General features: G+C 63.2%; 11 protein-coding genes and 1 tRNA gene. 7 read left to right on the forward strand and 5 right to left on the reverse strand.

Going from position 1 to position 14544, the window contains the following annotated elements:
* Positions 1-146 precede the first annotated feature (146 nt).
* Positions 147-1061 carry a nodulation factor ABC transporter ATP-binding protein NodI gene (gene nodI / locus D1Y85_RS08780; protein WP_124150663.1) on the forward strand — a complete coding sequence of 305 codons (915 nt, stop codon included), beginning with the start codon at positions 147-149 and terminating at the stop codon, positions 1059-1061.
* Between the two features lie 70 nt (positions 1062-1131).
* Positions 1132-1968 carry an ABC transporter permease gene (locus D1Y85_RS08785; RefSeq protein WP_124150664.1) on the forward strand — a complete coding sequence of 279 codons (837 nt, stop codon included), beginning with the start codon at positions 1132-1134 and terminating at the stop codon, positions 1966-1968.
* Between the two features lie 56 nt (positions 1969-2024).
* Here the strand turns inward: D1Y85_RS08785 and D1Y85_RS08790 are convergent, their stop codons facing one another.
* From D1Y85_RS08790 to D1Y85_RS08810, 5 genes are all read right to left on the reverse strand, one after another.
* Positions 2025-2447 carry a hypothetical protein gene (locus D1Y85_RS08790; protein ID WP_124150665.1) on the reverse strand — a complete coding sequence of 141 codons (423 nt, stop codon included), beginning with the start codon at positions 2445-2447 and terminating at the stop codon, positions 2025-2027.
* A 210-nt stretch (positions 2448-2657) separates the two neighbouring features.
* Positions 2658-3719 carry a permease gene (locus D1Y85_RS08795; protein WP_124150666.1) on the reverse strand — a complete coding sequence of 354 codons (1062 nt, stop codon included), beginning with the start codon at positions 3717-3719 and terminating at the stop codon, positions 2658-2660.
* 220 nt (positions 3720-3939) lie between these two features.
* Positions 3940-4992, reverse strand: coding sequence for an NADP(H)-dependent aldo-keto reductase (locus tag D1Y85_RS08800; RefSeq protein ID WP_124150667.1), 1053 nt, complete (start codon positions 4990-4992; stop codon positions 3940-3942).
* Between the two features lie 188 nt (positions 4993-5180).
* Positions 5181-5501 (reverse strand): RcnB family protein, encoded by a 321-nt coding sequence (locus D1Y85_RS08805; protein ID WP_124150668.1) that lies wholly within the window; start codon positions 5499-5501, stop codon positions 5181-5183.
* Between the two features lie 544 nt (positions 5502-6045).
* A complete protein-coding gene (locus tag D1Y85_RS08810) occupies positions 6046-6309 on the reverse strand; it encodes a hypothetical protein (RefSeq protein ID WP_124150669.1) in 264 nt (87 codons plus the stop codon).
* A gap of 372 nt (positions 6310-6681) precedes the next feature.
* Between D1Y85_RS08810 and dusA the strand changes: the two genes are divergently transcribed.
* The 5 genes from dusA (at position 6682) to D1Y85_RS08835 (ending at position 14498) form a co-directional block, all read left to right on the forward strand.
* Positions 6682-7722: a tRNA dihydrouridine(20/20a) synthase DusA gene (dusA, locus tag D1Y85_RS08815; RefSeq protein WP_246024826.1), complete on the forward strand. Its 1041-nt coding sequence runs from the start codon at positions 6682-6684 to the stop codon at positions 7720-7722.
* Between the two features lie 94 nt (positions 7723-7816).
* Positions 7817-7892: transfer RNA gene (locus D1Y85_RS08820), tRNA-His, on the forward strand.
* A gap of 620 nt (positions 7893-8512) precedes the next feature.
* Positions 8513-10090 (forward strand): efflux transporter outer membrane subunit, encoded by a 1578-nt coding sequence (locus tag D1Y85_RS08825; protein ID WP_124150670.1) that lies wholly within the window; start codon positions 8513-8515, stop codon positions 10088-10090.
* A 191-nt stretch (positions 10091-10281) separates the two neighbouring features.
* Positions 10282-11433, forward strand: a complete 1152-nt coding sequence (locus tag D1Y85_RS08830) for an efflux RND transporter periplasmic adaptor subunit (RefSeq protein WP_124150671.1) — start codon at positions 10282-10284, stop codon at positions 11431-11433.
* A gap of 11 nt (positions 11434-11444) precedes the next feature.
* On the forward strand, positions 11445-14498 hold the full coding sequence (locus tag D1Y85_RS08835; RefSeq protein ID WP_124150672.1) for an efflux RND transporter permease subunit: 3054 nt from the start codon (positions 11445-11447) through the stop codon (positions 14496-14498).
* Positions 14499-14544 lie beyond the last annotated feature (46 nt).

Below are 14544 nucleotides of genomic sequence, written 5' to 3' on the forward strand. Positions count from 1 at the left end.
CCGGCACCGATACCACTCCTGCACCACCACGGTGCCTGAGACGGAAAGGTTCACCGCCAGCCGTCTCTTCGGCAATGTTCTAGAATAGGCCGCCTCAGGGTGCACCCTGTGTGTGCCACGCCACCGGACTTACGCTCATACGTTCCATGCCCGCACCCGCCATCGAATTCGAGCAGGTCATCAAACATTACGGAGACAGGACGGTCGTCAACGGCCTGTCGTTTAACGTCGTCCCCGGCGAGTGCTTCGGACTCCTCGGACCCAACGGCGCAGGCAAGACCACGACGCTGCGCATGCTGCTCGGCATCGTCGCGCCCGACGCCGGACGCATCAGCCTGTGCGGCGAACCCGTACCGGCGCGTGCGCGCGAGGCCCGCGCGCGCGTCGGTGTCGTGCCGCAGTTCGACAACCTGGACCCCGATTTCACCGTCCGCGAAAACCTGCTCGTGTTCGGCCGCTACTTTGGTCTGTCCGCGAGCGAGACGCGCGCGCTCGTCACTCCGCTGCTCGAATTTGCGCGGCTCGAAAGCAAGGCCGATGCGCGCGTCGGCGAGCTTTCGGGCGGCATGCGGCGGCGTCTCACGCTCGCGCGCGCACTGGTCAACGATCCCGATGTGCTCGTCATGGACGAGCCGACCACAGGCCTCGACCCGCAAGCGCGCCATCTGATCTGGGAGCGCCTGCGCTCGCTGCTCGCGCGCGGCAAGACGATCCTGCTCACGACGCATTTCATGGAGGAAGCCGAACGCCTCTGCAACCGCGTCTGCGTGATCGAGGAAGGGCGCAAAATTGCCGAGGGCGCGCCGCGTACGCTGATCAAGTCGGAGATCGGGTACGACGTCGTCGAAGTCTACGGGCCCGATCCGGCCGCGCTGCGCGATGAACTGGCGCCCTTCGCCGAACGCACGGAAATAAGCGGCGAGACGCTCTTCTGCTACGTCGACGACCCGCAGCCCATTCACCAACGGTTGCGGCATCGCTCCGATTTGCGCTACCTGCACCGGCCCGCGAATCTCGAAGACGTATTCCTCCGGTTGACGGGTCGCGAGATGCAGGATTAGACGCGGCAGGATTAAACCCGGCAGTACGAAACCAGCAGGATCAAACCCGCAGGCCCACTCGCGAGACACCATGGACGCACGCACCAACAACCCGCCGCCGACGTACCCGGCCAGCACGCCGCAGCGCGATCCGCGCGCCGCGCTGCCGTCGAACGCGACGCACTGGATCGCGGTCTGGCGGCGCAACTATCTCGTGTGGCGCAAGCTCGCGATCGCGTCGATGTTCGGCAACCTCGCCGATCCGATGATCTATCTGTTCGGCCTCGGCTTCGGGCTCGGGCTGATGGTCGGGCACGTCGACGGCGTGTCGTACATTGCGTTCCTCGCGGCGGGCACGGTGTCGTCGTCGGTCATGATGTCGGCGAGCTTCGAGGCGATGTATTCGGGCTTCTCGCGCATGCACGTCCAGCGCACGTGGGAGGCAATCATGCATACGCCGCTGTCGCTCGGCGACATCGTGCTTGGCGAGATCGTGTGGGCCGCGAGCAAGTCGATGCTCTCGGGTGCGGCGATCATGCTGGTAGCGGGCGCGCTCGGCTACGCGAGCTTTCCGTCGATGCTGCTCGCGCTGCCCGTGATCGCGCTCTGCGGCCTCGCGTTCGCGAGCTGCGCGATGATCGTCACGGCGCTCGCGCCCGCATACGACTTCTTCATGTTCTACCAGACGCTCGTGCTCACGCCGATGCTGCTGCTCTCCGGCGTGTTTTTCCCGATCACGCAGCTACCGGCCCCCGCGCAGCACATCACGCTGATGCTGCCGCTCGCGCACGCGGTCGAACTGATCCGCCCGGCGATGCTCGGGCGCCCGATAGAAAACGCGGGGCTGCATCTATTCGTGCTGGCGATTTATGTGGCGGTGCCGTTCGCGATCGCGACGGTGCTGTTCCGCAGGCGCATGATGCGCTGAGAGCGCGTGCGGCGCAAAGGCGCGCCGCCCACGTACAGCGGGGAAAAACCGACGAATCACTCTTCGTCGTCGCCCCAGGGAATATCGACGTCCGAAATAAAGGCGACCGTCGCGAAGGGACCGCCCTCCTGGCGGCCGAGCTTTCCGTCCGCACGATGCCATTCGACACGGAACGTCGTCGCCGTGGTTTGCGAGAGCAGACGAACGGTGCGGATCTCCTCGGGATCCGAATCCTCGACCGGACCGTCGAGCGACACCAGCAGCGACTGCGGCCACACACCATCGGCGGGATCGTAGATGCGATCGCCTTCGGGGATCGACGTGTCCGCCTCGACGCCGATCGTCGCCGACGCCTCCACGATCATCTTGCCGAGCGCCCGCAAAACGGCGGTCGCGCGCGCCGAGTTCGCCTGCCGGATGGCGAGGTCGCCGCGCGTCAGTGCCTGTTCGAGCTTCGGATTCGTCTTTTGCTGTGCCATGCTGATTTCAGGGCCGCGGCCCTCTCCTGTGCCAACGGACACGTAAGCATCCGCCGTTGCTGCATCACTCATGCGCCATGCAATGCTTCAATCCTTGCATTGCGAGCGTGGCGCAAGACCTGTACCGCCGCTTTGACATGCCAAAGCGGCGAGCTGCGCCCTTCGGGCGCGAAACCTGAGTAAGCGCCAAGGCGCCAACCTGGCCGGACATCAAAAACCCAGTGCAAGCGCCGCGAAGCCCGCAACGATGCCAAAGAGCACCACCACCGCCGCGACGATAGCCAGCACACGCGCACGGAACGAGCCCGCCAGCATGGCGAGCGACGGCACGCTCACCGGCGGCAGCGTCATCAGCAACGCGCCTGCGGGACCTACGCCAATGCCGAGCGCGAGCATCGCCTGGATGATGGGCACCTCGCCTGCCGTCGGGATTACAAACAACATGCCCGCCACCGCGAAGGCGACGATCCAGCCGAGGCTGCTGGTCACGTCCGGCCCGATATGCGGAAAGAGCCACGCGCGCGCTGCGCCGAGCAGCAGCACGAGCACGACGTATTCAGGAATGAGCCGCGCCGCCATGCGCAGGAAAAGCTGGAGCCAACGCACGAACACGTTGCCGCCGCTCGCCTGCTGGTGCGTGAGCTGGGCCAGGCGATCGTCGGCGGCACGCGCCTCGTCTTGTGTGACGAGCCGGTTGGCGAGCCAGCCGAGCCCGAACACCATCAGTACGCCGAGCACCAGACGCAGCGCGCTCCATTGCCAGCCCAGCACGAAGCCCATGAAGACGAGCGTGGCGGGATTGAGCACGGAGTTGCCGAGCCAGAACGCAATCGCTCCGCCCGCCGAGGCGTTGCGCGAGCGCAATCCGGCCACGACCGGCGCGGCGCAGCAGGTGCACATCATGCCGGGCACGGCGAGCAGCCCGCCTGCGGCCACGCTGCCGAAGCCGTGCCGGCCGAGCACGCGTGCGACCCACTGCACGGGCAGCAGGACCTGGACCGCCGAGCCGAGCAGAAGGCCCAGCACCATCGCCTGCCAGATCGCCTTGCCGTAAGCCCACGCGTAGTCGAGCGCCGCAGAGAGCGACGGCGCAGGCGGACTCGCTTCGGTGCCCATCAGGATGGATTTGCCGATCGAATGCGTTGCCTCGGCCGTGAAGGCGCGGTGGTAGTACGGGAACCACTTCACATAGAAAAGACCGGCGACGGCCAGCAAAAGGAAGATGGGCCAGCCATACGAAGGCGTCGTCTGGGCGTCGCGTGCGGTCGTCATTGTGAAACTGCTCCGGAAGAGTGTTGTGCCAGCTGCGGGGGGCGCATCGTTTGATGCGCTCCCCGCAGCGCAAGCTGGATCGTAGTGTATGGGTCGCGAATCGCCAACGGGTTTCGCGGCGGCGGGCCGTATTCTGGCACGCAATGCGGGACACCCCTCTCGCCGGGACCGATCGAGTGTGCGCACCGCCGTTGCGGCGGCGCAGGGCATGGCGGAACGCTTACGGCGCGGGATTGGGCTGCAGCTCGTGCAGCGCGTCGATTTGAGCGAGCACCTCGGGCGAGAGCGTCACATCGACGCTGCCAATGTTCTCTTTCAACTGCGCCATCGAAGTCGCGCCGATCAGATTGCTCGTCACGAACGGCCGGCTGTTGACGAATGCCAGCGCCAGTTGTGCAGGCGTCATGCCGTTCTCCTTCGCAAGGGCGACGTAGCGTGACGTCGCCGCGACGGCCTCAGGCTTGCTGTAGCGCGTGAAGCGTTCGAACTTCGATATGCGTGCGCCCTCCGGCCGCGCCCCGCCCTCGTACTTGCCGGAGAGCCAGCCGAATGCCATCGGCGAATAGGCCAGCAGGCCGACCCCTTCGCGGTGCGTGAACTCCGAAAGCCCGCTCTCGAACGTGCGGTTCACGAGGTTGTACGGATTCTGAATGCTGACGATGCGCGGCAAGCCGAGCTTTTCCGCCGCGCGCAGGAACTGCGCGACGCCCCACGGCGTCTCGTTCGACACACCGATGTGACGCACTTTGCCCGCCTTGACGAACTCGGCGAGCACAGAAAGCGTCTCTTCGATCGGCACGGTGTACGCATCGTCGATCCACGGATAAGCATTGCGGCCGAACGTCATCGTGCTGCGGTCCGGCCAGTGCAGCTGATAAAGGTCGACGTAATCCGTCTGAAGACGCTTGAGACTGCCGTCGAGCGCCTCGATCAGGTTCTTGCGGTCGTACTGGTTCGCCTCGCCGCGAATGTGCCGGGGATTGTGCGGCTGGCGTGCGGGTCCGGCGATCTTGGTCGCAAGCACAACGCGCTCGCGCGCAGCCGGATGCTTCGCGAGCCAGGTCCCGATGTAGCGCTCCGTCAAACCTTGTGTCTCGGGGCGCGGCGGCACGGGGTACATCTCCGCGGCATCGATCAGCGTGACGCCGTGATCGAGCGCGTAGTCGATCTGCTCGTGCGCGTCGCGCTCTGTGTTCTGCTCGCCCCACGTCATGGTGCCGAGACCGATCAGACTCACCTTGACGTTCGTGTCGCCGAGTGTGCGGTATTCCATCGAAACGTATTCCGTTGATTGTCAGTTGAGGAGGAGACCGAAACTACCACGGCGCGCCAGATTTTTCACGGACGCGACCACGGCGCGCTCGTCGGCCTCACGCAAAAAAGCCGGAGCCGGCATGGCCGGTCCGGCTGCGCGCGGATCGCGCCGCGGTGAGGCGAAACGACATGCTGCGCCAAGGGCCGTTACGGCCCGACGCGCTCGACAGTCCAGTTCGAGCTGCGCACGAGGTAATACCGCCCCGCGATGCCGACCCAGTGACGGCCACGCGGCGGCGGCTCCAGACCGTGCTGGCGCCAGTCGTCGACCACGAATTGACGGTTGCGGAACTCGGGGTCGACACGGTCGCCCTTCTGCAATTGCGGCGGCAGGTCGCCCGGCGGCATGTGGGCCGGCGGCTCACCACCGCGATAGGTCCCCGGGGGGCGCGTCTGCGCGAACGTCGAGAACGATGCCAGCATGGCCGGTAGGGCCAGCGTGGCGAGAAGCACGGAACGTCTATCCATCGTTCACCTCCTGTTTTGCCTGTGACGGCCTGGCGCTGCGGTGTCAGTCCGTGCGGTCCGCCACACGGACACCCTATGCTGGTCATCTTAGTACAGGGCGCGACAAGACTTGTGGGAGCTGCTCCGGCGCGTCCATGCAAGCCGTACAGCCCGTACAGCGCAGCGCGCCGGTTGCCAAAAACGTTCCCGAATCGGCCCCACCCGAGCGTGAAGTCACACGATGGAAAACCGAGCCGCCTGCGAGTACATGGACTTCGACATGACCGCCGGCGTCGACCGCGACCATGCGCACGGCTCATTCATCTCGTCGTGGACGATTCACGGCCTGACAGAAGAAGACATGTCGGCCGAGCCACTGATCGATGCTATCGCCGCCGGGTGTTTTCCGCCCAGGACAACGCGCTCGACCGGATCCCCTACGCCATCGACGAAGGAGTGGCTGCGTCCAACTGAAGTGCTGCCCGGACAAAACAAAACGCCGGGTGTCTTGTGGACACCCGGCGTTTTGTTTGCCCCCGCTGCCCGACAAGGCGGGCGACGAGACTTACTGGCCGTTGGACACCGACTGCGAGCCGCTGGCGTGGTTCCCCGACTGCGACGCCGACGAGACGACGCCGCCGTAAGCAACGTTGGCACCTTGCTGGCTACGCTCAGCCGCGACGGTCTGGGCGCTCACGCCGCGCTGCGACGCCGGGGCGCCGACGGCCGGACGGTAGAACGGCGCCGGGCCATAGCCGCTGGCGAACGCCGGAGCAGCAACAGAAGCGGAAGCTGCGATGAGCAGTGCTGCGATCAGTTTGGTCTTCATGATGGACTCCAATATCAGGTTCAGTTGCGATTCGAAATTGCGCCGCACCCGGGAGCTTTGAGCCCATGAGCTGCGTCAACGGAACCTAGTGTATACACCTACTATCGAAAAATAATAACGATAATTTGAATTAACCATTCCTGATTCGGAAACAATCCTGACAGTCAATCCGCATAAGGCTGACAGACGGACAGACCCTAATAAGCGTCATCGAAATAATTTTGCGACGCACAAAATCCGGCGCGGAATACATACCTTCAAGAGGGTTTTACGGACACCGGGAGTGATTCCGTAGGTTTTGCGAAGCGCGAAGAGCGTTTTGACGGATGGGTTAAAATGCAAGGTTGTTCCACGCTAGCCCGCCGATCTGCCATGTCCGCCAACCGTATTTCCAGTCCTCGTCGCGTATCCGTCGCGCCGATGATGGACTGGACCGATCGCCACTGCCGTTCGCTGCACCGTTTCATCTCCCGGCACACGTGGCTATACACGGAGATGGTGACGACGGGCGCCCTGCTCCACGGCGACGTGCCGCGCCATCTCGCGTTTACGCCAGCCGAAGCGCCCGTAGCGCTGCAACTGGGCGGCAGCGAGCCCGATGACCTCGCGCGCGCGGCAAAGCTCGGCGAACAATGGGGCTATGACGAGATCAATCTGAACTGCGGCTGTCCATCCGAGCGCGTGCAGCGTGGCGCGTTCGGCGCTTGTTTGATGAACGAGCCGCAGCTGGTGGCCGACTGCGTGAAGGCAATGCGCGACGTCGTCTCGGTGCCGGTGACCGTAAAGCACCGCATTGGCGTCGACAGCGTCGAAGCGTATTCGTTCGTGCGTGACTTCGTCGGCACGATCGCAGAGGCAGGGTGCGATGTGTTCATCGTCCATGCACGCAACGCGATTCTCAAGGGTCTGAGCCCGAAGGAAAACCGCGAGATTCCCCCGCTCAAATACGAGTACGCGTATCAACTCAAGCGCGATTTCCCGCAGCTCGAGATCATCATCAACGGCGGCATCAAGACGCTCGATGAGGTGGAGACGCATCTGGAGCACGTCGACGGCGTGATGCTCGGCCGCGAGGCGTATCACAATCCCTACGTGCTGGCCGATGTCGACGCGCGCTTCTATGGCGCGAGCGACCCGGCGCTCACACGCGAAGCGATCGAAGCGAAGCTGATTGAATACTGCGCACACGAAATGGCGCGCGGCACGTATCTCGGGGCCATCACACGTCACGCGCTGGGGCTCTATCGCGGCGTTTCGGGTGCGCGCGGCTGGCGGCGCGTGCTCTCCGACAACCGGAAGCTCGCGAAAGGCGATCTCGCTATCTTCGACGCGGCACGCGAGCATCTGCTCGCTTCTTCTTTGACCTTGGACGCGCAAACGCCCAACGAAACACCCGCCGAAATATTTGAATAAAAGGCTAGGCAAGCGTAATAGAGTGTGTATATAATCTTTTTTCTCGATTGACGCCGCACTATCATGCTGCGAATGCCGGGAAAGTTGTTCAGTGGTGGCTGTAGCTCAGTTGGTAGAGTCCAGGATTGTGATTCCTGTCGTCGTGGGTTCGAGTCCCATCAGCCACCCCAGAGAATTCAGACAAAAAGCCCAGTCCATGTGACTGGGCTTTTTGCTTTCTGGAATCTGTGCAACCCGTGTGTGACTGGACTCGACCGGACCCAATCCAGGTCGATGCCGACTCCACCGGTCGCTGCGCCCGGAGAGCCGCGGTCGACATCGACGGCGACAATCGAACGGACGTCCCAGCAAGGCCACTGCGCCGCGAAACAGCTGGCGCAAGGCGCCAAGCCATCGCAGGGGTTCGAGCCCGCTCCCGAATGAATGCGCCCGACGCACACTCGTTGCTCGCAACGACGTTGCGACAATGCCTAACACGCCCACCGGACCGCGCTCCTAGGTTCCGTGAATCGCTGGCCAAAAAAGAAACTATGCGGACGACTTTCCAGGTTCCGCTGAACGACTGCCCCAGCGATTGAACCTCGAACCAATCCGGTGATTCACGTCGATTGCCGGCGCGCTGCCAAATCCAGGCCGGATTGCACGTAGGCGGAATGCAGCCGGAATCGCATGCGGCTGACTCCTGCAGGACATTCGCCGTTCACCGTTCACATGAACCCGTTGTGGCATGATTTCAAACGCTGCACCGGCTGTTTCGTTCGTCCTCCGCGCGGTGAAACAGGGTGGATACATGATCGATGACGTCAACCGCAGTTTCAGTCGCAGTCAGTTGCACTGGCATTCGCGCAGTGCGCCTCACCGCCATGCAACGTGCGAAACGGTCACGCGTGCCGCATTGGCCACTGCCCTGATCGCCTTTTCCGGCTGCACGGTCGGCCCTGATTACCGTACACCCGCTCCGCCCGCTACCGACGCCTACACATCCACCCCGCTACCCGATCAAACGGCCTCCTCGCCGGGCGCATCGGGCAGCCCGCAACAGTTCGTGGCCGGCCTGGACATTCCCGCCCAGTGGTGGACGCTCTTCCATTGCGAGCCGCTCGACGCTCTGATCCGCGAAGCGCTCGCCAACAGCCCCAACGTCGCCGCGGCGCAAGCCGCGCTCAGGCAGGCCGCCGAAAATCTTCGCGCGCAAATGGGCACCACGCTGTATCCGTCCGTCGACGCGAGGGCCAACGCGACGCGCGAGAAGTTCAACGGCGTCACGTTCGGCGAGCCTCAACTCACGGAAGTGCTGAACCTCTATAACGCCTCGGTGAACGTGTCGTACAACCTCGACGTGTTCGGCGGCGGAAGGCGCGAAATCGAATCACTGCGCTCGCAGGTCGATTACGAGGGCTTTCAGTTGCAGGCCGCGTATCTCGCGTTGTCCGCAAACATCGTGACGGCGGCCATCAAGGAAGCCTCGCTGCGCGAGCAAATCGACGCGACCGCGCGCATCGCCGACGACGAAGACGCGCAACTCGGCGTATTGCGCCACCAGTTCGAGCTGGGTGGCGTGAGCCGCGCCGCCGTGCTTTCACAGGAAACGCTCGTGGCGCAGACACGCGCGACATTGCCGCCGCTGCATCAGTCGCTCGACCAGATGCGTCACCAGCTCGCGGTCCTTGCGGGCAAGCCGCCGAGCGATACGGACGTGCCTGAATTCAGGCTATCGATGTTCACGCTGCCGCAAACGCTGCCGGTCAGCGTGCCGTCGTCGCTTGTGCGGCAGCGCCCCGACATTCTCGCCGCCGACGCCACGCTGCATCAGGCGAGCGCCCAGGTCGGCGTCGCGACGGCGAACCTGTATCCGCAGCTCACGCTCTCCGCGAGTTACGGTCCGCAGGCGTTGACACCCGCGGGCCTTCTCAAGTACGCCGACATGATCTGGAACATCGGCGCAGGCATCACGCAGCCGATCTTTCACGGCGGCCAGCTAACCGCGCAAAAGCGCGCAGCAGAAGCTGCATTCGATCAGGCCAATGCGCAATACCGGCAAACGGTGCTGCTCGCGTTCGAGAATGTCGCCGACACACTGCGCGCGCTCGAACACGATGCAACCGGCCTGCGGGCGCAGACGGAAGCATGGCACGCGGCCAGCGGTTCGCTCGACCTGACGCGCGGTCAGTTTCGCCTCGGCGGTGTCAGCTATCTCGCGCTGCTCGATGCGCAACGTCAATACCAGCAGACCGTCGTGAATCTCGCGCAAGCGCAGGCCGCGCGCTACGCGGACACGGCGGCACTGTTCCAGGCGCTTGGCGGCGGCTGGTGGAACGACACGGCAACGAGCCAGGCAGCCCAGCCCACGCCGGTTACGCCGAAGTGAATATCTCGCAGTGGCCGCGCGTCGCATGCGATCAGACCGTAGCAGCACCGCAAGAGCAAGTGCCTCAACCGTCGATCTGAGTTAGCGCTTCGGCACTTACTCCGGTCCCATGCAAAGCTGTCGACGGGAGTCAGGGCTTTAGCGCTTACTCCCCTCGTACGCAGAATTGTTTGTCCTGCAAGGACGCGACGATGACGACGAAAAAACCGATGGCAAAGCGGATGATCATCATGCTGATCTGCGTTGGCCTGCTGCTCGGCGCGCTGGTCGGCTTCAATCTCTTCAGGGCGCACATGATCAAGCAGTTCATGGCGAGCAACGCCGCGCCGGCCGCCACCGTAACCGCTGCTACTGCAAGCTATCAGACATGGCAGCCACAGCTCGCCGCCGTGGGCAGTCTGCGCGCAGTGCGCGGCGTCGAGGTGACGACGGAAGTGGCCGGACTCGTGCGCGAGATCGCGTTCAACTCCGGCCAGGAGGTGAAGACAGGCCAGGTGCTCGTGCGCCTGAACGACGATTCGGATCGCGCGCAGCTCGCGTCGCTGCAAGCAGCAGCAGAACTTGCGCAAACGGTCTACAAGCGCGACCAGGCGCAGTTCGGCATTCAGGCAATTGCCAGGGCGCAGCTCGACGCCGACGCCGCCGACCTCAAAAGTAAAAAAGCCCAGGTCGATCAGCAGGCCGCCCTCGTCGAAAAGAAGACGATACGCGCGCCGTTCGCGGGACGCGTCGGTATCACGACGGTCAATCCCGGCCAGTACATCAATCCGGGCGATACCATCGTCACGCTTCAAGCCATCGACCCCATCTACGCCGACTTCTTTCTGCCGCAAAAGCAACTCGGGCAATTGCAGGTCGGCCAGGCCATCGTCGTCGATACGGATGCGTTCGGCAATCGCGCGTTCGACGGCAAGATCCGCTCTATCAATCCACGCGTGGACAGCGCGACGCGCAACGTGCAGATAGAGGCGACCGTCGACAATCGCGAGCGCAAGCTGCTGCCCGGCATGTATGCGAACGTGAAGATCGATGCGGGCAGCGTGGAGCGCTATCTGACCTTGCCGCAAACGGCGATCACCTATAACCCGTATGGCGCGACGGTGTTCGTCGTGAAGCCCGGCCAGAAGAAGAATGCGCAAGGCAAGATCATGCCGGTCGCGCAACAGGTGTTCGTCACGCCGGGTCCAACGCGCGGCGACCAGGTCGCGATTCTCAAAGGCATCAGCGAAGGCACACAGGTCGTGACGAGCGGCCAGCTGAAACTTAAAAACGGCACACCGCTCGTAATCGACAACCGCGTGCTGCCTGCAAACAACCCGAATCCGACGCCTCAGGAACAATAAAAGGCCGCGCGATGAAATTCACCGACATCTTTATTGAACGTCCGGTGCTCGCATCGGTGGTAAGTCTGCTGATACTCGTGCTCGGCTTGCGCTCGCTCGCGGCGCTGAAAGTCAGCGAGTATCCGCAAACCGAAAACGGCGTGGTGACGATCACCACCGCGTACTATGGCGCGAGCGCCGACACGATGGCCGGCTTCATCACGCAGCCGCTCGAAGCCGCGATCGCGCAGGCGCAGGGCATCGACTACATGTCGTCGACAAGCAGCACGGGCGTCTCGACGATCACCGCGACGCTGCGCCTGAACTACGACTCCAATCGCGCGCTCACACAGATCAACACGCAGATCGCATCGGTGCGCAACCAGTTGCCGCCGCAAGCGCAACAGCCGGTGCTGACCGTGCAAGTGGGTCAGACCACCGACGCGATGTACATGGGTTTCTACAGCGACGTGCTGCCAAGCAACAACGTCACGGATTATCTGCTGCGCGTCGTGAAGCCGAAACTCGATTCGATCCAGGGCGTACAGACGGCGGAAATTCTCGGTGGTCGCCAGTTCGCGCTGCGCGCATGGCTCGACTCGGGCAAGCTCGCCGCACACAACGTGACGGCTTCCGACGTCTTCACGGCACTTGGCAACAACAACTATCTTGCGACGCTCGGCACGACCAAAGGCCAGATGATCAGCGTCGATCTGAATGCCGGCACCGACCTGCATTCCGTCGAGGACTTCAAGAAGCTCGTTGTCACGCAGAAGAACGGTTCTATCGTGCGCCTCGAAGACGTCGCGAATGTCGTGCTCGGTGCGGATAGTTACGACTTCAACGTCGCGTTCAGCGGCAAGCGATCGGTGTTCATCGGCATCAAGGTGGCGCCCGACGCGAACGTGCTCGACGTCGCGAAGCGCGTGAAAGTTGTCTTCCCGGACCTGCAGAAGCAGTTCCCGACCGGCATGACGGGCGACATCGTCTACGACGCGACCGACTTCATCAACACCGCCATCGTCGAAGTGGTGAAGACCCTCATCGAAGCGCTGCTGATCGTGACGGCTGTGATCTTTCTTTTCCTCGGCAGTTTCCGCGCGGTGATCGTACCCGTGATCGCGATGCCGCTTTCGCTGATCGGCACGTTCTTCGTGATGCAGGTGCTCGGCTATTCGATCAATCTGCTGACCTTGCTTGCGCTCGTGCTCGCAATCGGTCTCGTCGTCGACGATGCAATCATCGTGGTCGAGAACGTCGACCGGCATATGAACGAAGAAGGCAAGCCGCCGTTCGAAGCCGCCCTGATCGCCGCGCGCGAACTCGGCGGTCCGATTGTCGCCATGACAGTCGTGCTGATCGCCGTGTACGTGCCGATCGGTTTTCAGGGCGGACTAACGGGCGCGCTTTTCACCGAGTTTGCGTTCACGCTGGCGGGGGCCGTCACGGTGTCGGCTGTCATCGCGTTGACGCTTTCGCCGATGTTGTGCTCGCGCTTTTTCCGCAAGGACCAGGAGTCGGGCCGCTTCGCGCACTTCGTCAACCGGCAGTTCGAACGCGTGCGTCACGGTTACGGGCGTCTGTTACATGCGATGCTCGACACGTGGCCTGTATTCATCGTGATGGGCGCTCTGCTCCTGTGCGGCGCCGTGTATCTCTTCATGACGTCGAAATCGGAGCTCGCCCCTCAGGAGGACCAGGGCATCGTGCTATCCCAGATCCAGGGGCCGCCCAATGCGACGATCCAGCAGATGCAGACCTACGCGGACCAGGTCTTCGATATCTCGAAGCAGTTCCCCGAATACGCACAGATGTTCCAGCTCACGGGCGCGCCGACGTTGAACCAGGGCATCGGCGGCGTGCTCTTCAAGACGTGGGACAAGCGCAAGAAAAGCGCAACGCAATTGCAGCAGGAATTGCAGGAGAAGTGGAACGGCATTGCGGGCGCGCGTGTCGCCGCGTTTCAGTTTCCGCCGCTGCCGGGCGCGCAAGGTTTGCCCGTGCAATTCGTCATTAGCACGACGGAGCCGTTCGAGAATCTCAACGAAGTGTCGCAAGCCGTGCTGCAAAAGGCGCGCGAAAGCGGCATGTTCTTCTTCGTCGACAGCGATCTGAAGATCGACAAACCAGAAAGCGTGTTGCTCGTGGACCGCGACAAAGTCGCGTCGCTCGGCCTGACGCAAAGCGATGTCGGGCAAGCGCTGGGCGCGGCGCTCGGCGGCAACTACGTCAACTACTTTTCGATAGCGGGCCGTTCGTACAAAGTGATTCCGCAGGTACTGCAAACGGACCGGCTGAACCCGTCGCAAGTGCTCGACTATTACTTGCGCACACCCGATGGCAGCGTGATACCTGCAGCGACGGTCACGACGCTTAAGCCGAACGTCGTGCCCGAGTCGATCAATCACTTCCAGCAGCTCAATTCGGCAACGATTTCCGGCGTGGTCGCGCCGGGCATCTCCCAGGGCGAAGTGCTCGACTTCCTGCGCAAAGCCACCATCGACGCCGCGCCCACGGGCTACACGGCCGACTATTCAGGTCTGTCGCGACAATTCGTGCAGGAGTCCGGCGGCTTCCTGATTACGCTGCTGCTCGCGACGATCATCGTGTTTCTCGCGCTCGCCGCACAGTTCGAGAGCTTCCGCGATCCGGTCGTGATTCTCGTGTCGGTACCGATGGCGCTGTTCGGCGCGCTGATTTTCATCAACGTGGGCCTTACGACGCTCAATATCTACACGCAAGTGGGTCTAGTCACGCTGATGGGCCTCGTCAGCAAGCACGGCATTCTGATCGTGCAGTTCGCGAACGAACTGCAACGCACGGGGCGTGGCAAGCGCGAAGCACTCGAAGAAGCGGCCGGCGTGCGTTTGCGGCCAATCCTGATGACGACGGCCGCGATGGTGCTGGGCGTGCTGCCGCTCGTGATCGCATCGGGTGCGGGCGCGGCCGGGCGCAACGCGATGGGGCTCGTGATCTTCACGGGGCTGTCGATCGGCACGCTATTCACGCTGTTCGTCGTGCCCGCGATGTATATGTTCCTCGCCGCGGACCATCATCGGGACAGAGAGCATCCGGTGGAGGCCTGAGCGATTGAAGCGGCACGACATTTGCGAACCGCTATGGAAACGGCCA

Origin of the sequence: Paraburkholderia dinghuensis (genome assembly GCF_003837865.1) — a bacterium.
GTDB lineage: Bacteria > Pseudomonadota > Gammaproteobacteria > Burkholderiales > Burkholderiaceae > Paraburkholderia > Paraburkholderia dinghuensis.